The 18,694-nt window shown below is 57.8% G+C and carries 17 protein-coding genes; 3 read left to right on the forward strand and 14 right to left on the reverse strand.

Annotated features, from left to right (window positions below; all coding sequences use genetic code 11):
• Positions 1-151 precede the first annotated feature (151 nt).
• Positions 152-3,724 carry a chromosome segregation protein SMC gene (gene smc, locus ACQ4N8_RS10625; RefSeq protein ID WP_430704327.1) on the reverse strand — a complete coding sequence of 1,191 codons (3,573 nt, stop codon included), beginning with the start codon at positions 3,722-3,724 and terminating at the stop codon, positions 152-154.
• A 170-nt stretch (positions 3,725-3,894) separates the two neighbouring features.
• On the opposite strand from smc, the gene ACQ4N8_RS10630 reads away from it, so the two are divergent.
• The gene (locus tag ACQ4N8_RS10630; RefSeq protein WP_430704328.1) at positions 3,895-5,304 is read left to right on the forward strand and encodes a serine hydrolase; all 1,410 of its coding nucleotides are present in this window, start codon (positions 3,895-3,897) and stop codon (positions 5,302-5,304) included.
• Positions 5,305-5,837: 533 nt separating this feature from the next.
• Here the strand turns inward: ACQ4N8_RS10630 and ACQ4N8_RS10635 are convergent.
• From ACQ4N8_RS10635 to ACQ4N8_RS10685, 11 genes are all read right to left on the reverse strand, one after another.
• Entirely contained in the window at positions 5,838-6,011 is a 174-nt protein-coding gene (locus ACQ4N8_RS10635; RefSeq protein WP_430704329.1) for a hypothetical protein, read from the reverse strand.
• Positions 6,012-6,252: 241 nt separating this feature from the next.
• Positions 6,253-6,957, reverse strand: coding sequence for a ribonuclease III (gene rnc / locus ACQ4N8_RS10640; RefSeq protein ID WP_430704330.1), 705 nt, complete (start codon positions 6,955-6,957; stop codon positions 6,253-6,255).
• Between the two features lie 13 nt (positions 6,958-6,970).
• Positions 6,971-8,209: a beta-ketoacyl-ACP synthase II gene (gene fabF / locus ACQ4N8_RS10645; RefSeq protein ID WP_430704331.1), complete on the reverse strand. Its 1,239-nt coding sequence runs from the start codon at positions 8,207-8,209 to the stop codon at positions 6,971-6,973.
• Between the two features lie 131 nt (positions 8,210-8,340).
• On the reverse strand, positions 8,341-8,574 hold the full coding sequence (gene acpP, locus ACQ4N8_RS10650; protein WP_018750834.1) for an acyl carrier protein: 234 nt from the start codon (positions 8,572-8,574) through the stop codon (positions 8,341-8,343).
• A gap of 68 nt (positions 8,575-8,642) precedes the next feature.
• Positions 8,643-9,392: a 3-oxoacyl-[acyl-carrier-protein] reductase gene (fabG, locus tag ACQ4N8_RS10655; RefSeq protein ID WP_430704332.1), complete on the reverse strand. Its 750-nt coding sequence runs from the start codon at positions 9,390-9,392 to the stop codon at positions 8,643-8,645.
• Between the two features lie 166 nt (positions 9,393-9,558).
• Positions 9,559-10,494, reverse strand: coding sequence for an ACP S-malonyltransferase (fabD, locus tag ACQ4N8_RS10660; RefSeq protein ID WP_430704333.1), 936 nt, complete (start codon positions 10,492-10,494; stop codon positions 9,559-9,561).
• A gap of 105 nt (positions 10,495-10,599) precedes the next feature.
• Entirely contained in the window at positions 10,600-11,589 is a 990-nt protein-coding gene (locus ACQ4N8_RS10665; protein WP_430704334.1) for a beta-ketoacyl-ACP synthase III, read from the reverse strand.
• Between the two features lie 8 nt (positions 11,590-11,597).
• A complete protein-coding gene (plsX, locus tag ACQ4N8_RS10670; protein WP_430704335.1) occupies positions 11,598-12,584 on the reverse strand; it encodes a phosphate acyltransferase PlsX in 987 nt (328 codons plus the stop codon).
• Entirely contained in the window at positions 12,568-13,164 is a 597-nt protein-coding gene (gene fapR / locus ACQ4N8_RS10675; RefSeq protein WP_430704336.1) for a transcription factor FapR, read from the reverse strand. The genes plsX and fapR overlap by 17 nt, the downstream gene beginning before the upstream one ends.
• Positions 13,165-13,498: 334 nt before the next feature.
• On the reverse strand, positions 13,499-13,672 hold the full coding sequence (gene rpmF / locus ACQ4N8_RS10680; protein ID WP_018750828.1) for a 50S ribosomal protein L32: 174 nt from the start codon (positions 13,670-13,672) through the stop codon (positions 13,499-13,501).
• A 41-nt stretch (positions 13,673-13,713) separates the two neighbouring features.
• Positions 13,714-14,253: a YceD family protein gene (locus ACQ4N8_RS10685; protein ID WP_430704337.1), complete on the reverse strand. Its 540-nt coding sequence runs from the start codon at positions 14,251-14,253 to the stop codon at positions 13,714-13,716.
• A 184-nt stretch (positions 14,254-14,437) separates the two neighbouring features.
• On the opposite strand from ACQ4N8_RS10685, the gene ACQ4N8_RS10690 reads away from it, so the two are divergent.
• Positions 14,438-15,688, forward strand: coding sequence for a nucleotidyltransferase (locus tag ACQ4N8_RS10690; RefSeq protein WP_430704338.1), 1,251 nt, complete (start codon positions 14,438-14,440; stop codon positions 15,686-15,688).
• Between the two features lie 31 nt (positions 15,689-15,719).
• Here ACQ4N8_RS10690 and ACQ4N8_RS10695 read toward each other — a convergent pair whose 3' ends face one another.
• The gene (locus tag ACQ4N8_RS10695) at positions 15,720-16,748 is read right to left on the reverse strand and encodes a SepM family pheromone-processing serine protease (RefSeq protein ID WP_430704339.1); all 1,029 of its coding nucleotides are present in this window, start codon (positions 16,746-16,748) and stop codon (positions 15,720-15,722) included.
• Positions 16,749-16,923: 175 nt separating this feature from the next.
• Here ACQ4N8_RS10695 and ACQ4N8_RS10700 point away from each other — a divergent pair, with 175 nt between their 5' ends.
• Positions 16,924-18,177, forward strand: coding sequence for a nucleoside recognition domain-containing protein (locus ACQ4N8_RS10700; protein WP_430704340.1), 1,254 nt, complete (start codon positions 16,924-16,926; stop codon positions 18,175-18,177).
• Here ACQ4N8_RS10700 and coaD read toward each other — a convergent pair.
• Entirely contained in the window at positions 18,174-18,686 is a 513-nt protein-coding gene (gene coaD, locus ACQ4N8_RS10705; RefSeq protein WP_430704341.1) for a pantetheine-phosphate adenylyltransferase, read from the reverse strand. The two genes, ACQ4N8_RS10700 and coaD, sit on opposite strands and share 4 nt — an antisense overlap.
• Between the last annotated feature and the right edge of the window lie 8 nt (positions 18,687-18,694).

The raw sequence follows: 18,694 nt of genomic DNA on the forward strand, positions 1-18,694 counted from the left end.
TGCCTTCTCGGCTGCATAATTCTATTATTGCATACCGCGGAGGCCCAAGCAATTTCCAATCCTTATGCGAGCCGGATCAAAAAGCGGCAAAAAGGGCCAAGCAGATCCTTGGCCCCCGCGCCGCAGCATAAAGCAATTCCTGTCGCGATCGCTATGCGATTTCGACGGCATCCTCGTCCTCCAGCTTGACGGACACGAGCTTGGACACGCCGCCTTCTTCCATGGTAACGCCGTACAATACATCGGCTTCCTCCATCGTGCCCTTGCGGTGCGTCACGACGATAAACTGCGTTTGCTCGGAAAATTCGCGCAAATACTGGGCAAAGCGGACCACGTTCGCTTCGTCCAGCGCCGCTTCGACCTCGTCGAGCACGCAGAACGGCACGGGCTTCACCTGCAGGATGGCGAACAGCAGCGCCATCGCGGTCAAAGCCCGCTCCCCGCCGGAGAGGAGTTGCAGATTCTGCAGCTTTTTGCCCGGCGGCTGGGCGACCACGTCGATGCCGGTCTCCAGCAGGTTATCCTGATCGATCAGGATCAAATCGGCCCGCCCGCCGCCGAAGAGCTTCGAAAAGACGATGACGAATTCGCGGCGGATGGCATCGAACGTCGTTTTGAAGCGCTTGGACATCTCCTCGTCCATCTCGCGGATGACTTGGTAAAGCGTCGTTTTGGCCTCAACCAGGTCATCCTTCTGCTCGCTGAGGAATTGGTAGCGTTCGGAGACGCGGTTATATTCGTCAATAGCCCCCAGATTCACGTCCCCGAGCAGCGTAATTTGCCGTTTCAGCTCTTTGACTTCGGCCTGGGTCTGCGGCACGTCCTCCGGCACCGCATAGCGCTGCTTGGCCAGTTCATAGCTGAGCTCATAATCCTCGGACAGCTTGCGCAAAATGTTGTCGAGCTCGACGTCGAGGCGGTTCGCCTGGATTTCCGTCTGCCGCAGCTGGTCCTCCACGGCTTTGAGCTGGGTCCGCTGTTCCTTGGTTTCGCTTTCGCCTTCCTCCAGCTTCTTGACCAGCACGGCGCGCGACGCCCGCTCCAGCTCCAGCTGTTCGCCGGCACGCTCCTTCTTCAGCTTGAAATCGTTGAGTTCTTCCCGCTGCTTCACGGTTTGCTGCTCGTTTTGGAGCAAATCCGCTTCGATCGACTGCAGGATCGTGCGGTTCTGTTCCAGCTCCCGCTCCTGAATCTTGAACTCTTCCTCGGAGCGGCGCAGTTGCTCGCGCAAGGAGAAGCATTCCTGGTCCAGCTTGCCTTCCCGTACTTTCAGGCCGGTCAGCAAATCCTGCAACTCCTCCTTGGCCGATTCGCTCGCTTTGCGCGCAAATTCGGCGGCCCGGATCGACTGCTGGACGGATTGCTCTTCCTTCTCCAGCTCCACCAAGCGCTCTTCCGCCGCTTTTTTCGTCGCCTCGAGATCCTCGAGCTCTTTCTGATAATGGCCCTTCTCCTGGCCGTACAGCTCGAATTGCTCCGACACGTGCCGCCATTCGTGTTCGACCTGCTTGAGGTCGCCGGCGCTGGACTGCTCCTCCACCCGCTTCGCGTCCCCGGCTTCGCGCAGCCGCGTCAGTTCGCTTTCGGACTTGCCCAGCTGGCTGCGTACATCCGCCAAGCCTTTGCGCAGCTTGTCCAGCATTTCTTCGCTCTCGCGGATATCGTTCGCGAGCTGATCCAGCTGGCGTTTGCGGCCAAGCAGGTTGTTGTTCTTGCGATGCTGGCTGCCCCCGGTCATCGAACCGCCGGCATTGACGACGTCGCCTTCCAGCGTGACGATCCGGAAGCGGTATTGCAGGCGCGCGGCCATTTTGTTGGCCCGCTCCAGATCGCTGGCAAACACGACGTTCCCCAGCAGGCTGCCGACGATATCGGCGTACCTCGGCTCATAACCGACCAGCTCCGCGCCGATTCCGACAAAGCCGTCGGCTTCCTCCAACTGGCGTTTGTCCGCGGCGGAAATCTGGCGCGGACGGATAACGTCGAGCGGCAGGAACGTAGCCCGGCCGAGCTGGCGCTGCTTCAGGAACGCGATCGCCTGCCGGGAAACGGCTTCGTTCTCCATGACGATATGCTGCATCGCCGCGCCAAGCGCGGTTTCCACGGCGATCTCGAGCTTCTCCGGAACGCGGATCAATTCCGCGACCGCGCCGTGAACGCCGGACAACGCGGATTTCTTTGCGGCTTTCAGAACTTCTTTAACGCCGAGCACAAACCCGTCGTAATCGTCTTCCATCTCTTTCATCGTATCGCGGCGCGATACCAGGCCTTCGCGTTTTTGCTCCCATTTGCGGATGCTGCTCTGGCCCTCTTCCGCTAGCTTCTGCAGCGACTGGTGACGTTCGCTTTCCTGGATATACTGCCCGCGGAGCCCGGCGATTTCCTGCCCCATCTTGTCCAGGACCGTTTCCAGCTCGCTTTTGCGTTTCTTCAGACGATCCAGTTCATCCGTCCACTTTACGCCCTCTTCCTCGGCGCGTTCCATGCGCCGTTTGACGCTATCCTTCTGCTGTTCGGCGTAATGGATCTCGTTGCGCGACTGCGCCATGCGGTTCATGATGTCGAGCAGTTGGCCCTTCAGGCCTTCCTCCTGCGCCTGGCTGATGCCTCCGGTCACGCCGATCAGCTTGGCTTCCTCCGCGGCCAGCTCGGTGCGCAGCCCGGCGAGCTGCTGCTCGGCCGCGGCGAATTTGGCCGCCAGCTGTTCCAGCTCCTGCAGACGCTGGGCAAACCGCTCTTCGCTGACCGTCAGCGACTGGCGCAGCTGCTCGCGGTTTTGGGCCAGGTTTTTGGCGCGCTCCTTCAACACCTCGCCGTAGCCTTCGCTTTTTTCGTAGCTTTCGCTGTATTCCAGAAGCTGCCCCTGAAGCGTCTCGATTTGGTCCTCGACCTGGCGCAGCGCGAGACGGTCGCTCTCCAGCTTCGCATCGTGGGCGGATACGACCGTGGACAAAGCCAGCTGCTCTTCTTGAAGCTTCGCCAGCTTGGCGTTCGCTTCGCTCCACGACTCGTGGATTTGCTCGATTTGATGCACGTACAACGAAATCTCTTTATTTTTCAGCTGCTCGCGCAACTCCTTGTATTTCAACGCTTTCTCGGATTGCTCCTTCAGCGGCTCGATCTGATCCTCCAGCTCAACGACAAGGTCGTTGATGCGCAGCAGGTTCTGCTCCGTTTCATCCAGCTTGCGGCGGGCATCGCGCTTCCGGCTCTTGTATTTAACGATCCCCGAAGCCTCTTCGAAAATTCCGCGGCGATCCTCGGACCGCGTACTCAAAATCTCCTCGATCCGGCCCTGCCCGATGATAGAGTAAGCTTCCTTCCCGATCCCGGTATCCATGAACAGCTCGGTGATATCCTTCAACCGGCAGGATTGCTTATTGATGAAATATTCGCTGTCCCCGCTGCGGTGTACGCGCCGGGTGACCGTCACTTCGCTGAAATCGAGCGGCAACGCCTGATCGGCATTATCCAGCGTAAGGGATACCTCGCTGTAGTTGACCGCTTTGCGCGCATCGCTGCCGGCAAAAATAATGTCTTCCATCTTGCCGCCGCGTAAAGACTTGGCGCTTTGCTCCCCAAGCACCCAGCGAATGCCGTCGGAAATGTTGCTTTTGCCGCTGCCGTTCGGTCCGACCACGGCGGTGATGCCGCGGACAAATTCCATTTCCGTCTTGTCGGCGAAAGATTTGAAGCCCGCTAACTCGATCCGTTTCAAAAACATACGTTCACAATCACCTCTAACGACTATTGTAACATACAAAAAGCCCCGGAGGACAGGCATTGCGCACCGGCCAGAAAGCCCGGAATTCCGCGGCCCTCACTCTCTTGAAATCCGTTTTCCTTTTTGCTAGTGTGATAGACAATCTTATATCGGTAAAAGGAGCGTTGTTGATGAGAGAGAAAAACACGACGAAGCTGGCCGGTCTGTTGTTAGCCGCCTGCTTGGCTGCCGGCGTTTGGGCCCTATCGCCCGAATCGGCGGACGCCAAGCCGGAGCAAAGAACGGCTGCCGCTGCGGTAACCATAGACGGCCAAGCCGTTCCGTGGTCCACCGCCCCGATGAAGCGCCGCGGCACGATCTATGTCCCGCTCCGCGAAACCGCCGACCGGCTCGGCGCAACCGTGCGATGGAACCAAGCCAAACGCGCCGCCGAGCTTCTGATCCATGGCGATACGATTTTGCATCGTCCCGGAACGGCGTTATTCAGCGTCAATGGCGATCCGATCAAGGCCGCCGAAGCTTCCACCGATGCCGGCGGCACCACCATGGTACCGCTCCGGGCCTTAGCCGAGTCGTTGAAATCCGGCGTCTCCCCCACACTGTCGAACGGCCAAACCGCCGTAAATCTGACGCCGGATCGCGCCACGATCGCTTCTGCCGTTACGGAAGCGGCCGACCGTTATTTGATCGCAAGGCGGTATTCCGGCATCGCCCTGATCGCCAAGGACGGCCAAATTCTGCTCCGTAAGGGATACGGCTACGACGGCGACAACTGCCTCGTCCGCCCGGACCGCAAATCGCGGATCGCTTCGCTCACCAAATCGTTTACGGCGGCAGCAGTCATGAAGCTGGCCGAGGAAGGCAAGCTCCGGCTGGACGATACACTGGAAGGCTATATTCCCGGATTTCCTTCCGGAGACCGGATCACGTTGCACATGTTGATGTCCCACAACTCGGGCATGAATCCCAACTTCCCGCGCAATGCGGGCATGTCCTTGCAGGATACGATCGAAGCCATCAAAGCCAAACCGCTCCTTGCCGAGCCGGGCAACAAATTCATTTACAGCAACAGCGGTTACGTCGTGTTGGCCGGAATCATCGAGCAGGCGGCGGGCATGCGTTACGGGGAGTATTTGCGGGAAAGTTTTTTTCGGCCATTGGGCATGGACGAGACCGGGGAAGCTTTTTCCACCGTACCTGTGATTCAAGGATACGTAAGCGCCGGAGATCAGAAGTGGGCGCCTGCTGGCGACTATATCACCCAATCCGGTTCGGGCAGTCTCTACTCCACCGTCGACGAGCTCTTCGCCTGGACCGCGTCGTTCGAGACGGAGCAGGTCCTAAGCCAGGCTTCCATAAAGAAAATGTTCACCCCGCACTCCGTCAAAAACTACGGTTACGGCTGGATGATTCGGCAGGAAAACGGGACTACCCGCGTGTTCCATAACGGCAGCGGCAGCGGTTACGCCACCGGGATGTCCCGGGAACTGGGGGGAGGATACACGCTGATCCTGCTCGGCAATCATGCCGGGATGGATACGCTGACGCTGATGACCGAGCTCAGGATGCAGTTGCCGTAGTACCTAGCGGCAAATGAAGTTTGGGGAATGCAACAACATAAGGGGAAAAATGGCCCTATTTTAGGGAAATCCTCAATATTGAGTTGAATTCACTAGCGTTGCATTAAAGCTTTCATGAAATCCATGGAATTCCTAATCATCCAGGCTTGACAGTTAAGCCGGCAACCTTTTGGCGTTAGGTCAATACTCGCTGTCCGGAAGCTTTGCACAATTATCCCGTTTGATCAGGTAACAGAGAAACCGACAAGCCTCGGGGAAAGGGAAGAAAATATGGGGTGGAGAAAATAGATCGGTTCGAAGTCATGAGACGGGCCTTAGGCCAAAGAAGCAGGCGGGGGCAGTATGACGTTGCAGACGTTTCTGCAGACGGAAGGGCTTAGACTGCAGCAAAATCACAGTATTTTCGTTTCCACTGCATCTTGTCATGGATCTCCTCTCCGGTCTGCTTCACTTCTCCTAGCCCCCGACCTTTACTCCCTTAACGAAAGGGATAATCGTGCAAAGCAGCATGCGGAGACAACAAGACTCGAACCCTATAAGACCGCCACGCCAGGCAAATGTCTGGCACCCGACTTTGAAAGTATTATGATTGTGTACACACCTAGTAAATACTTCGGGCTGCGCAACGTAACCATGGACAAAAGCCAAAAAAGCACGTATTTCGCCTGAATGTTTTTCAGATTGGGGTCATAAATCATTTTGCCCAACCCGGCCGCCTCCTCTCAAGATTGAATGCTTGATTAGACACCGCTATTGATCATAGTGAACGAATGTCCCTTACACACTTTCACCTTGCAAGGTTTTTGTTCGAAAAACCGTTCAAAAAAAGTATAAAAGCACTCGTGTAACGAACGGGTTAACTCTCTAACGAAAAAAGGCCGTCCCCCGGTTAAGTTATGCCTCGCCATGGGGACGGCCTTCTTATTGAATTCTAATCAACTGCTCGGCTTAACCGCCAAACTCGGAGCCCTTCAGCAGCTCCAGCGCCACGGCGGCCGCCTGCTGTTCGGCTTCCTTCTTGGATCTTCCGGTGCCCTGGCCGAGCGTGCGCCCCTCCATGCAAACCTCGGAGACGAATTCACGTTCGTGCGCCGGTCCGCGCTCTTCGACGATGCGGTATTCCAGCGTTCCCATGCCGTGATGCTGCGTCAGCTCCTGCAGTTCCGTTTTGTAATCGCTGGTCTGCAGTTTGCCGTCTAATGTCAATTGGGGGAATACATGGCGATGCAGGAACGCAGTAACTGCTTCCAAGCCCTGATCCAGATATAAAGCGCCTATAAAGGATTCGAAAACGTCCGCGAGCAGAGCCGGACGGGTTCTGCCTCCCGTTAATTCCTCACCTTTGCCTAAAAGCACGTACCCTCCAAACTCCAGATTTTCGGCAAACTTCACAAGCGAAGGCTCGCACACGATGGCGGCGCGCAGCTTGGTCAATTCGCCTTCGGGACGATCGGGGAATAACCGATATAAATGCTCCGAAACGGTCAATTCAAGTACGGCGTCGCCCAAAAACTCCAGGCGTTCGTTATCTTCGTATTGACTAAATCGATGCTCGTTCACGTAAGATGCATGGGTGAAGGCCTGTTTCAACAGCTGCCTATTTTGGAATGCCAGTTCAAGTTTATGCTGTAACTGCTTCAGTTCTCCATTCACCAGACTTAACCCCTTATGCTTCGTATTTCTTCATTATGATCGTAGCGTTATGCCCGCCGAATCCGAAGGAGTTGGACATGGCCACCTGGACATCGGCGCGTCTGGCTTCGTTCGGAACGTAATCCAAATCGCATTCCGGGTCCGGATGCTCCAGGTTGATCGTCGGAGCGATCACGCCGTGCTTCAGCGTAAGCCCGCAAATAACGCCTTCCACGCCGCCGGCCGCGCCAAGCAAATGACCGGTCATCGACTTCGTCGAACTGATCGCCACTTTGTAGGCATGGTCGCCGAGCGCGCGTTTGATGGCGATCGTTTCCGATCGGTCGCCGACCGGCGTCGAAGTGCCGTGGGCGTTGATGTAATCGATTTGCTCCGGTTCGATGCCGGCATCGCGAATCGCCATTTTCATGCAGCGCTCCGGTCCGTTCGGATCCGGCTCCGTCATGTGGTGCGCGTCCCCGCTCAAGCCGTAGCCGATGATTTCGCCGTAAATCTTGGCTCCGCGTTTTTGCGCGTGCTCCAGCGATTCCAGAATGAAAATGCCGGCGCCTTCGCCCATCACGAAGCCGTCGCGCTCCGCATCAAACGGCCGGCTGGCTTTCTCCGGCTCGTCGTTGCGGGTCGACATCGCCCGCATGGAACAAAAGCCCGCCATGCCGGTAGGACGGATCGTTGCTTCCGCGCCGCCGCAAATCATCACATCGGCATCACCCCGCTGGATGAGCTTGTACGAATCGCCGATGGAATGAGTTCCGGTCGCGCACGCAGTCACCGCCGTCGTGTTCGGGCCCTTCGCCCCGAACAAGATCGAAACGTGCCCGGACGCCATATTGGCAATCATCATGGGAATAAAAAACGGGCTGACGCGTTTCGGGCCTTTTTCCAGCAAAATATTATGCTGATCTTCCCAGGTCCCGAGACCGCCGATCCCTGAACCGATCATGACGCCTACCCGCTCCGGGTCGGCCTGCTCGGCAATATTCAGACCGCTGTCCTCCACGGCGCATTTCGCCGCGGCGGTGGCAAACTGCACGAAACGATCCATCTTCCGCGCTTCTTTGCGGTCAATATAGTCTTCCGCATTAAAATCTTTCACCGAAGAGGCAATTTGCGTAGGATATTCGCTTACGTCGAACGCTTCGATCCGCGACACGCCGGATTTCCCCTGCACCAGGTTGTTCCAGAACGTATCAAGGTCGTGTCCGAGCGACGTAACGACGCCCATCCCCGTAACTACTACTCTATGCTTCAAACACACTCACCTCGTATGGACTTCATGTGTACTATAACAACTTCATAGATGGATAAACAAAAACTTGCAGAGCCTCAAGATGAGGAGAAGTCCCGCCTGCTAAGAAGGAGGTACGGGACTTTGGAATGACATTAGGTATGAGATTGTATGTAGTTTACAACTTCACCTACGGTCGTAATCTTCTCTGCATCTTCGTCTGAAATTTCCAGATCGAATTCATCTTCCAATTCCATGACCAATTCAACCACGTCTAGCGAATCCGCACCCAAATCGTCTTTGAAAGACGCTTCCAGGGTCACTTCGGCTTCATCAGCGCCAAGGCGATCCACTACAATGCGTTTTACGCGATCCAATACATCGGACATCCGGTTCACCTCCTCTTTGGTATTATAAGAGATTTGAAGTTAAAATGCCATAGAAGCAAAAACGCGATTTACATATACATTCCGCCGTCTACGTGCAGCGTTTGTCCCGTCATGTAGGACGCGCCGTCCGAGGCGAGGAATACGACAACGTTCGCGATTTCTTCCGGCTGGCCCAAACGGGCCAAGGGGATGTCGCCAAGCAGCTTGTGGCGGTATTCCTCCTGAAGCTGATCCGTCATGTCGGTCTCGATGAACCCGGGGGCGATGCAGTTCACGGTAATGCCCCGCGAAGCCAGCTCGCGTGCCGATGCCTTCGTCAGGCCGATGACTCCGGCTTTGGCGGCTGCGTAATTGGCCTGCCCTGCGTTGCCAAGCACGCCCGACACCGAAGAGATGTTGATAATCCGTCCCGAGCGCTGCTTCATCATGGGCCGGGTTACGGCTTTGACGCCGTTGAACACGCCTTTGAGGTTGGTCTCGATGACCTGATCGAAGTCTTCTTCTTTCATACGCATAATTAAATTATCTCTTGTAATGCCTGCGTTATTCACCAGAATATCGATCCGGCTCCATGCTTCCAGCATGGACTTCACCATATCTTCAAACTGCTCGCTGCTTCCCACATTCGCCTTCACCGCGTAGGCTTTACCGCCTAACGCCTCGATTTCGGCAACGACGCGGGCGGCAGCTTCCTCGTTGCCCGCATAGTTGACGGCTACGTCGGCTCCGGCTTCCGCCAAAGCCAGCGCGATGCTGCGGCCGATCCCGCGCGAAGCGCCCGTGACCAATGCCGTCTTGCCTTGAAGCGGTTTATTCATCTTTTCATCTCCTTTCGCCAGGTTTATGAGACTTGGCAGCTCCCGACATGCTATGGAGCCGCGTTACCTGCTCCTGTTATTGGTGCAATGCTGCATCGCCATTCCTGAAGCCTAGGGCTCCTTTGCGGCGATGATGAAACCCGGGCCGTGTGGCGGGGGAGCGGCGTTATTTCAATGCTTCCACAGCCTGCTCCAGACCGTCCAACCCGCCGACGTTCAACACGCGCACCGTTTTGTCGATCTTCTTGACCAACCCCGCCAGCACGCTGCCGGGACCGATTTCCACAAAGGTGTCCACCCCTTGCGAAATCAGCCAGTTTACGCTGTCCTCCCATAGGACGGGGGAGTAAACCTGGCGGATCAAGAGCTCGGCGATCTCCGCGCCGCTTTGGACCGGACGGGCGGTGACATTGGCAACCACCGGTACAGCAGCGTATTGGAACGAAACGGCGGAGAGCCGGTCGCCCAAACGCTCGGCGGCGGATTTCATCAGCGACGAATGGAACGGGCCGCTGACTTCGAGCGGGATCGCCCGCTTGGCGCCGATTTCCTTCACCCGTTCGATCACTTGCCCGACGCCTTCTTTGCTGCCCGACACCACGATCTGTCCCGGACAGTTGACATTGGCCAACTCGACGAGCGATCCGCCCGCCGCGATATCGGCGCAAAGCTGCGCCAGCGCCTCGCGTTCGCCACCAAGCACCGCCGCCATCGCGCCTTGGCCACCAGGCACCGCCTGCTCCATGAACTCGCCGCGCGCCCGCACGATCGACACCGCATCCTCGAAGGACAAGACGCCGGCCGCGGTTAGCGCGCTGTATTCGCCAAGGCTATGCCCGGCCACGTAATCGGGGGTAAAGCCTTTGGCCGCGAACGCCTCGTACAAGGCGACGCTCGTCGTCAGCAGCGCCGGCTGCGTGTTGGCCGTCTGCTTCAGCTCCGTGTCCGGCCCGTCAAAGATCAGTCCGCTCAGCTTGAAGCCAAGCTGCTCGTCCGCCTTCTCGAACCGTTCCCGCGCCGCCGGCAGCGCGTCATATATATCCTTGCCCATTCCGACGCTTTGGGAACCCTGTCCCGGAAAAACAAATGCCATTTTGCCCATCCTGTGCAACTCCTATCCTAAAAGTCCAATCCAGCCCTTGCAGCCGGCTCAGCTCTGCGATCCCGCCATGAAGCCGATGGCGAGATTCGAAGACCGCCGCGCCGTTTACCAAACGAGCACGGACGCTCCCCAAGTCAAACCGCCGCCGAAACCAACCAGCAGCACCGTGTCGCCTTCCTTCATACGGCCTTCCTCGGCCGCCTCCACCAACGCCAGCGGTATGGATGCCGCCGACGTATTGGCGTATTTATCCACGTTGATGACGCATTTCTCTTCCGGCAAGTCCAGCCTCTGCATCGCCGACTGGATAATGCGGATATTGGCCTGATGCGGAACAAACAGGTCGATATCCTCCTTACCTTTGCCCGCCTTGCGCAGCACTTCCTCAGTGGCCGATCCCATGACGCGGACGGCGAATTTGAATACCTCGCGGCCGTTCATGTAAATATAATGCTTGCGGTCCGCCACGGTCGACTCCGAGGCCGGAAGGCGGGATCCGCCCGCTTCCATCTTCAGCAATTCGCCGCCGGCTCCTTCCGCGCCAAGATCGAAAGACAGGAAGCCGCGCCCCTCCGGCACCTCGCCGAGAACGACAGCTCCGGCCCCGTCCCCGAATAATACGCAGGTGTTGCGGTCCGTGTAATCCGTAATCCGCGATAATGTATCCGCTCCGATTACCAGCGCATTACGGTACATCTCCGTTTGAATGAACCCGTTAGCCGTGGCCATTCCGTATACAAAACCTGAGCAGGCAGCGGACAGATCAAACGCTGCCGCTTTTTTGGCACCTAGTCTATCTTGCAAAATGCAGGCGGTCGACGGAAACGCCGAGTCCGGAGTAATCGTAGCGACGATAATCAGATCAAGCTCCTCCGCCGCAAGCCCCGCCGATTGCAGGGCGCGGACTGCCGCTTCATAGGCAAGATCCGAGGTCGCTTGCTCCGGTGCGGCGATATGCCGCTCTTTGATCCCCGTCCGCGAGACGATCCATTCATCGTTCGTATCTACGATTTTCTCCAAATCGGCATTCGTCAACACTTTCTCCGGAACGTATTTCCCGGTTCCGATAATACCTACCGAACGTAATTTCATCATATGGTCACTCACTTCCCGCTGATTTCCCGTGCTATGCTTTCCGTCAATTGGCCCTGCAGCGCCGTGCGCGCCTGGCGGACGGCGTTTTTGATCGCTCCCCCGTCGGAGGAGCCGTGGCCTTTCACCACAAGCCCGCTCAAACCAAGCAGCGGCGCACCGCCATGTTCCTTATAGTCGAGCGTTTTTTTCAAGCCGCGCAACGATGGCATTAATATGGCTGCCGCCAGTTTATTTTTCAAGGATTTCGAAAATTCCCGCTTTAGGATCGAAAACATCGTACCTGCCGTACCTTCCAGCGATTTCAGCAGAATGTTGCCGGCAAAGCCGTCGCACACCAGCACGTCGCAGGCCCCGGTCAAAATGTCGCGAGCCTCCACGTTGCCGACGAAGTTGATCGGCAGCGCCTCCAGGAGCGGGTAAGCTTCCTTGGTCAGCTCATTGCCTTTCATCGCTTCCGTGCCGACGTTCAGCAGCCCGACGCGCGGCTTCGCGATGCCGTGCACCTTCTCGCGGTATACGCTGCCCATCAGCGCGTACTGCGCCAGATGTTCCGGCTTGGCGTCCATGTTGGCGCCAAGGTCCAGCGCCAGCACGCCGCGCTCGTCGACGGTCGGAATCATCGGCGCCAGCGCCGGCCGCTCGATGCCCTCCATCCGCCCGACCACCAGGAGGCCGGTCGTCATCAGGGCCCCCGTGTTGCCGGCCGAGATCATCGCCTCCGCACCGCCTTCACGGACGAGCCGGCCGGCGACGACCATCGAGGCGTCCTTCTTGCGGCGGACCGCTTTCACCGGCTCGTCCTCGGCGGCAATGACCTCGGACGCGTGCTGAATCCGCAAATTGGCGGGAGCTCCCGCCAACATCGGCTTCAGCACCCGCTCGTCCCCGACCAGAATAATTTCGGTATCGCTCCATTCCTTGGCTGCGGCCAATGCGCCTTCGACCGTACTTTGCGGCGCGTGGTCCCCGCCCATGGCATCAATGGCGATTCTCATGCTGACTTCCTCCTTCGTGATTGTCGTCACCGGTGGACCGGTAAATGACGAAGTTTCCTTGGAAAACCATTTCTTCGCCGACGTAAGTGAAGACCTCTACCTTCGCTTTGCCTTTGTGGCCGGAAGCGGGTCTGACATATGCTTTGGCGATGCATTTTTCACCCAAATGAACCGAACGGACAAAGCGGATATCGGCGGAAAAGGTCAAAGCAATTTCGTCGTTGATCACGGCCACCGCCAAGGAATTCGCCTGGGCAAACACATGATGGCCGCGGGCGATGCCCGTCCGGGAGAAGACATGCTCTTCGCGGATCTCAAAGATGGAGATCCCGCTCTTATCCAGCTGCAGATCGACGATCTCCCCGATCACCTCATGCAGCGGCAGGGAACGGACCTGGTCGTACGATCGCTCCGCCATCAGCTTCATGCGTTCCCGCAGTTCGGGAATGCCCAGCTCCATCCGGTCGAGGCGGATCGTTTGAATGCTTACTTTGAGCTGACGGGTTAGCTCCTGGTCCGTGACGAACGGATTGGCTTCTATCATTTGGACGAGCTGCTGCTGCCTCGCCCTTTTCGGCAAACGTTCGATGGGTATCCCCCCTGGTTGATCATAAAGATATAATCCGTAAAATAGAATCAAGTTCTATATGCCCGAATCGCGATATTTCCAGTTAATTTTGATCTTTGGCTTGCTGCCCCAATATGTAATTTCCGCGCTCCCGTCTCCATCCCGGAGTCGTAATATTAAAATTTAATGCACGCCCTTTAGAACCTGGTACTAAAATGTAGTATAAAGCATCCGGCCCCAAAAGGAAAGCGGAATTGCCATAAACCTTACGCGCCGGGCGTTTTCGGGCAAAAAAAATAGCACCCCACCGAAATGAAGTACTACTTTGAGTTCGAGCGAATGAAGCTTATTGGTTGATAATTTCTCTCGATTTGTATGTTCCGCAAACTTTGCATACGTGGTGAGCAAGCTTCAATTCTCCGCATTGTTCACATTTTACCATGCCCGGCACAGCCAATTTGAAATGCGTGCGGCGTTTGTCGCGGCGCGTTTTGGACGTTCTCCGTTGAGGTACTGCCATGGTTCCCACCTCCTTATTCAAGTCAACCCGAATCCGGTGTTTTATTCGTTGTTTACTGGCTTACTTTTAAAAAAATCGCCGAGTGCTGCGAGCCGAGGATCGATCACGTCCGTTTTGCAGCCGCATTCCTGTTCGTTAAGATCGGTCCCGCAATTCGGGCAAAGCCCTTTGCAGGATTCCTGGCATACCGCGGCAAACGGCAGATTAAGCAATAACGTCTCCTCTGCATACGGCGCCAGATCGATTTTGTCGTCGGCGACATATTGCAAGTCCTCGTCTTCATCCTGCGTCTGCATGTCCGCCACGGGATCGTCGCTTTGTTTGAAGCTCTCCGCAAACTCCGCTTGAACGGCCCGTTTCATAGGTTTAAGACAGCGGGAGCAGGTCATATCGAGCTCCGCCGCAAGCTGGCCCTTGACGTCGACGACTCCACCGCCGGAGGCTTCCGCCATCAGATCAACCTGTAGCGGGCTGATCCCGGTTATGTCCTTGCGACCTTTAACGACACGGCTAACATCCAAAGCCTGATGGATCTCCACCGGCGCTTCGGATGATGTCACCTGACGTAGATAAATAAACATCAGCATCACTCCAAACAAACAAAAATTATTATACCGATTTTAAGTAAGTTTTGTCAACAGCAAAGCAGTTTTTCGAAGATATCGACGATTTCGGGTCCGGATTTCGGCCCCGCCTCGTTTTCATGGTATATTCATTGGTGGAAGATCCCGTTGAAATCAGCATCTAAACAAGGAGTAGAACTACTTGAACATTGTCGGACTCATTGTCGAATATAATCCGCTTCATAACGGACATGCCTACCATTTCGCCGAGGCCAAACGGCTGACCGGCGCCGAGGCCGCCATCGCCGTCATGAGCGGCGATTTCCTCCAGCGCGGCGAGCCGGCGCTCGTGGACAAGTGGGCACGGACGGAAATGGCGCTGCGTCTCGGCGCCGACGTCGTGCTGGAGCTGCCGGTCGCGTACGCGGCCCAGCCCGCGGAGTGGTTCGCCTATGGCGCGGTGGCGCTGCTCGCCGCGACGGGCGTCACGACGCACCTGTGCTTCGGCAGCGAAGCCGGCGCGCTTGAGGCGCTGCAGCCGCTGGCCGAGCGGCTGGCCGCCGAACCGCGAGCGCTCAAGGCGGCGGTCGCGGAGGAGCTCGCCACCGGGGCGAGCTACCCCGCGGCCTACGCCGCCGCAGCGGCGCGCACGCTTGCCGGCGCCGGCGATGCCGCCGCAGCGCGAGCGCTGCTGAAGCAGCCCAACAACAGCCTTGGGCTGCACTACCTGATCGCGCTGCGGCGGCTCCAGAGCGGCATCGCGCCGGTGACCGTCCGGCGCCGGGCCGCAGGGTACGGCGATGCCGAGCCGCGGGACGCGCACATCGCCAGCGCTACCGCCGTGCGGCGGCTGATCGCCGGCGGCGGACTCCCCGCGGCCGCGCCGTACCTCCCGCCGTTCACGGCGGACATCCTCGCCCGCGAGTTCGCGGCGGGACGCGGTCCCGTGACGTGGGAGAGCTTGGCCGCGCCGCTCTACCATCAGCTGCTCCTCGCCGCGCCGGAGCAGCTTGCCGCCCTTCACGAAGTCACCGAAGGGCTGGAATACCGCATCAAAAAAGCGCTGACGCACCTCACGGAACCCACCGTTGCCGAACTGCTGCAAAAGCTGAAGACGAAGCGCTACACCCATACGAAACTGCAGCGCACCCTGCTGCATATCCTACTGCAGCACCCGCGGGAGCTGCTCTCCCCCGAGAGGCTGGCTCAGGGTCCCGGCTATCTTCGGGTGCTCGGGTTCGGCACCGTCGGCCAGCGTTTGTTGAAGCAAATGAAGCGAAGCGCCACTCTGCCGATCGTCACCCGGGCCGCCGAGCTGGACCATCCACAGCTTGCGCTGGACATCCGCGCCGCCGCCGTTTACGCCAACGCCATGCCGGAATGCCGGGCGGAGGAGTTGCTTCGCGAATACCGGCAGCCGCCGATCCGCCTGCACAGCGACTTCGAGGCGTAACCCCGACCGTCGCCGGGGCTCGCCTCTTCAATCAGGAAGCTTTCGCCTCCAGCGTATTCAAATAATCCAGCGCATCGTCCAGCGTTTTCACCGGCACGAGCTTCATCGCGGAACCGATCTCCTCGGCTTTGGCCTTCGCGTCTTTATAGTTTGCTTCCGGCACGAAAAATATTTCCGCCTTCTCCCGGTCGGAAGCCACGATCTTGAACTGTACGCCGCCGATCGCCCCGACCGTTCCGTCTTCCGCGATCGTGCCCGTCCCCGCGATCCGGTAGCCTTTGCTCAGATCGCCCGTCGTCAGCTGGTTGTAAATCTCCAGCGTAAACATCAGCCCGGCCGAAGGCCCGCCGATGCGGGTATCCTCGAAATGGACCTCCTTGTCCTGATCGGCCGCCTCGACCTTGCGCAGCTCTCCGACCGTTACGCCAAGCCCCGCCTTATGGCTGCCGTCAGCGGCTTTAATATCCACCAGCTCAACTTCCTGCTCCACGGTTTTGCCGCTCCGTTCCATCTGAACGGGCACAAGGTCCCCCGCCTTTTTGCCCTGAAGCAGGGTGCCGAGGTCCTCGAAACGGGTCACCGGTCGGCCGTTTACCTGGCGGATAATGTCTCCCGAACGAAAATCGCCCTTCGGTTTGTTTTCCTTGGATAATCCGACGATGAACACGTATTCCGACACGACGTCGTATTTCACGCCCGCCTTGTTATAGGCCGCCATGATCGCGTTCGATTGCGAACTGCTCATGTAGTACCGCTGCTGCGTTTCGTATTCTTCGTCATTGCGTTCGGGCTCCTTGCGCACGACCTCGGCATGCTTGTGGAACCGGGCCGTGGCCAGCATCCACACGTTGGCATAGCTGACCGAAACCGTCGTCAGCATAAACGTCCCTTTCTCCTGCGCATCCCCCGCCTTGATGCTGACCATCGGCTTGATTGATTCCGCGGTCCCCGGCTGATTGATCATATAGGGCGTGGACATGTACACGACGACGTAAACGATCACCGCGATCGTGAGGACATATAACCCCGTCTTTAACGCATTGGATCTTGATTGGCGCATAATGGCTTCCTCCCTTCCTATGAGGCAACGGACATACCGGCGCGGAAGCATAGACCCTATTCCGGCGCCGGACCGCAAAACGGTTAGTCTGTCCTTCACGGCTGCTGCATAGCATGTACTATGCGCGATTTGCTATCGGTCTTTATCTAATGACAAAGAAGGTGGAACTATACATATGAATTTTCGACGTTTGGCCGCCAGCCCGCTTTCGACTTTGCTGACCGGGCTTCTCGCCGTATTGCTCGTCATTTGCGTCGTTTACGCCCCCGGCGAAGCGTTCAAGGCTTCCGGGGAAGGGCTGGCCATCTGGTGGCGGATCGTCTTTCCGGCTTTGCTGCCGTTCGTCGTGCTCTCGCAAATGCTGCTGGCCGGCGGCTTCGCCCATGGGCTCGGCACGCTAATGGAGCCCTTTACCCGCAGGCTGCTCGGGCTGCCGGGCTCTTTCGGCTGGGTGCTGCCGCTCGGCATGACCGCCGGCTTTCCCGCGGCCGCGGAAGCCGCAGCAACGTTATATAAACAAGGAAAAATATCAGCCCGCGAAGCGGAACGCATCGCCGCCGCCGCCCACTTTTGCAGCCCGATGCTGCTCGTCGTCGTCATCGGCGCCGGCTTTCTCGGGCGTCCCGAAATCGGCTTGCTCCTGCTTGGCTTGCATTGGGCAGCCGGCCTTGCCGCAAGCATCACGATGCATTTCTTGTTTCCGGAACGCGCCGACTCCTTTCAGGGGGCCACGCCGGAAGCCAAAGCCGGCCCGGCTTCGGCAAGCAAGCCCAAGGGCTCCCGGCTTCGGCTCGCCTTACGGCGCATGGAGGAGGCCCGCGAGGAGGACGGCCGCAGCTTTGGAAAGCTGCTGGGCGATTCCGTCGCCTCCGGCGTGCAAACGTTGATGATTACCGGCGGGTATATGCTTATTTTCGCAGTCATTATCCATGTCATTCTGCTGGCCGTCCCGCAACCCGTACCCAGCCCGTTCATTCCCGTTGCCGTCCAAAGCCTGTTCGAGGTTCATCTGGGCAGCTTCGCCATGTCCGAACTGTCTCCGTCGGCCCTGCCTCCCGCCATTGCGGCTTCCTTGCTGGGTGCGGCCCTCGGATGGAGCGGATTGTGCGCTTATCTGCAGGTTAGGGCGATTCTCGGGCCCGCCGGCGTCGGCGAGCGGTATTTTCTGCTTAATCGCCTGCTCCACGCTACTTATGCCTATATCCTGACCCTGGCGTCATGGAAACCGATAAGCCGCTGGTTCCCCGGCATCCTCCCTGCCTTCAACGGCAGCGAAGCGGCACCTTTAGGAAACGACACCCCGGCAGCCTGGCTGCCCGGCTGGCAGCAAGCGATCGGGGTGATGGAATGGCAGCTTTGGATGGTCGGCCTGCTGACGTTTGGATTTTTGTCCATCGCGCTCGTTTGGCGCCGACGCAACGAACCTTAATTCGTGCCCAGTTTGTGGACGTATTTCCCCCGCAGCGCCTTCTCGACCTCCGCCGGGACCAGATCGCTTACATCACCGTGAAAACTGGCGATTTCCTTGACGACGCTGGAACTTAAATAGGAATATTTCGGATGGGTCATCATGAAGATGGTTTCCACCTCGGGATTCAGCTTATGATTGGTGGAAGCCAGTTGCAGCTCATATTCGAAATCGGTTACGGAGCGAATGCCCCTTACGATCACATGGGCTTGTTTGTAAACCATATAATTGACCAGCAGATCGCGGAAGCTGTCCACTTCCACATTCGGCAAATGCACGGTCACCTCGGCCAGCAGATCCTTTCGCTCGTCTACCGTAAACAACGGTTTTTTGCTCAAATTGTTGAGCACCGCGACTATCAGCTTGTCGAATTGGCGGGATGCCCGCTGAATGATGTCCATATGCCCTTTCGTTACCGGATCGAAGCTTCCGGGATAGACCGCGATCCGCGGTGCTCGCTGTTCGTTCATGTTGTTGC

Origin of the sequence: Paenibacillus macerans (assembly GCF_050565405.1) — a bacterium.
Taxonomy (GTDB): Bacteria; Bacillota; Bacilli; order Paenibacillales; family Paenibacillaceae; genus Fontibacillus; species Fontibacillus macerans_B.

Bases quoted from the DNA above. Each gene is read 5' to 3' on its own strand.
- smc (WP_430704327.1), bottom strand. From the start codon at position 3,724: ATGTTTTTGAAACGGATCGAGTTAGCGGGCTTCAAATCTTTCGCCGAC.
- ACQ4N8_RS10630 (WP_430704328.1), top strand. From the start codon at position 3,895: ATGAGAGAGAAAAACACGACGAAGCTGGCCGGTCTGTTGTTAGCCGCC.
- acpP (WP_018750834.1), bottom strand. From the start codon at position 8,574: ATGTCCGATGTATTGGATCGCGTAAAACGCATTGTAGTGGATCGCCTT.
- fabG (WP_430704332.1), bottom strand. From the start codon at position 9,392: ATGAATAAACCGCTTCAAGGCAAGACGGCATTGGTCACGGGCGCTTCG.
- fabD (WP_430704333.1), bottom strand. From the start codon at position 10,494: ATGGGCAAAATGGCATTTGTTTTTCCGGGACAGGGTTCCCAAAGCGTC.
- ACQ4N8_RS10665 (WP_430704334.1), bottom strand. From the start codon at position 11,589: ATGATGAAATTACGTTCGGTAGGTATTATCGGAACCGGGAAATACGTT.
- plsX (WP_430704335.1), bottom strand. From the start codon at position 12,584: ATGAGAATCGCCATTGATGCCATGGGCGGGGACCACGCGCCGCAAAGT.
- rpmF (WP_018750828.1), bottom strand. From the start codon at position 13,672: ATGGCAGTACCTCAACGGAGAACGTCCAAAACGCGCCGCGACAAACGC.
- ACQ4N8_RS10685 (WP_430704337.1), bottom strand. From the start codon at position 14,253: ATGTTTATTTATCTACGTCAGGTGACATCATCCGAAGCGCCGGTGGAG.
- ACQ4N8_RS10695 (WP_430704339.1), bottom strand. From the start codon at position 16,748: ATGCGCCAATCAAGATCCAATGCGTTAAAGACGGGGTTATATGTCCTC.
- ACQ4N8_RS10700 (WP_430704340.1), top strand. From the start codon at position 16,924: ATGAATTTTCGACGTTTGGCCGCCAGCCCGCTTTCGACTTTGCTGACC.
- coaD (WP_430704341.1), bottom strand. From the start codon at position 18,686: ATGAACGAACAGCGAGCACCGCGGATCGCGGTCTATCCCGGAAGCTTC.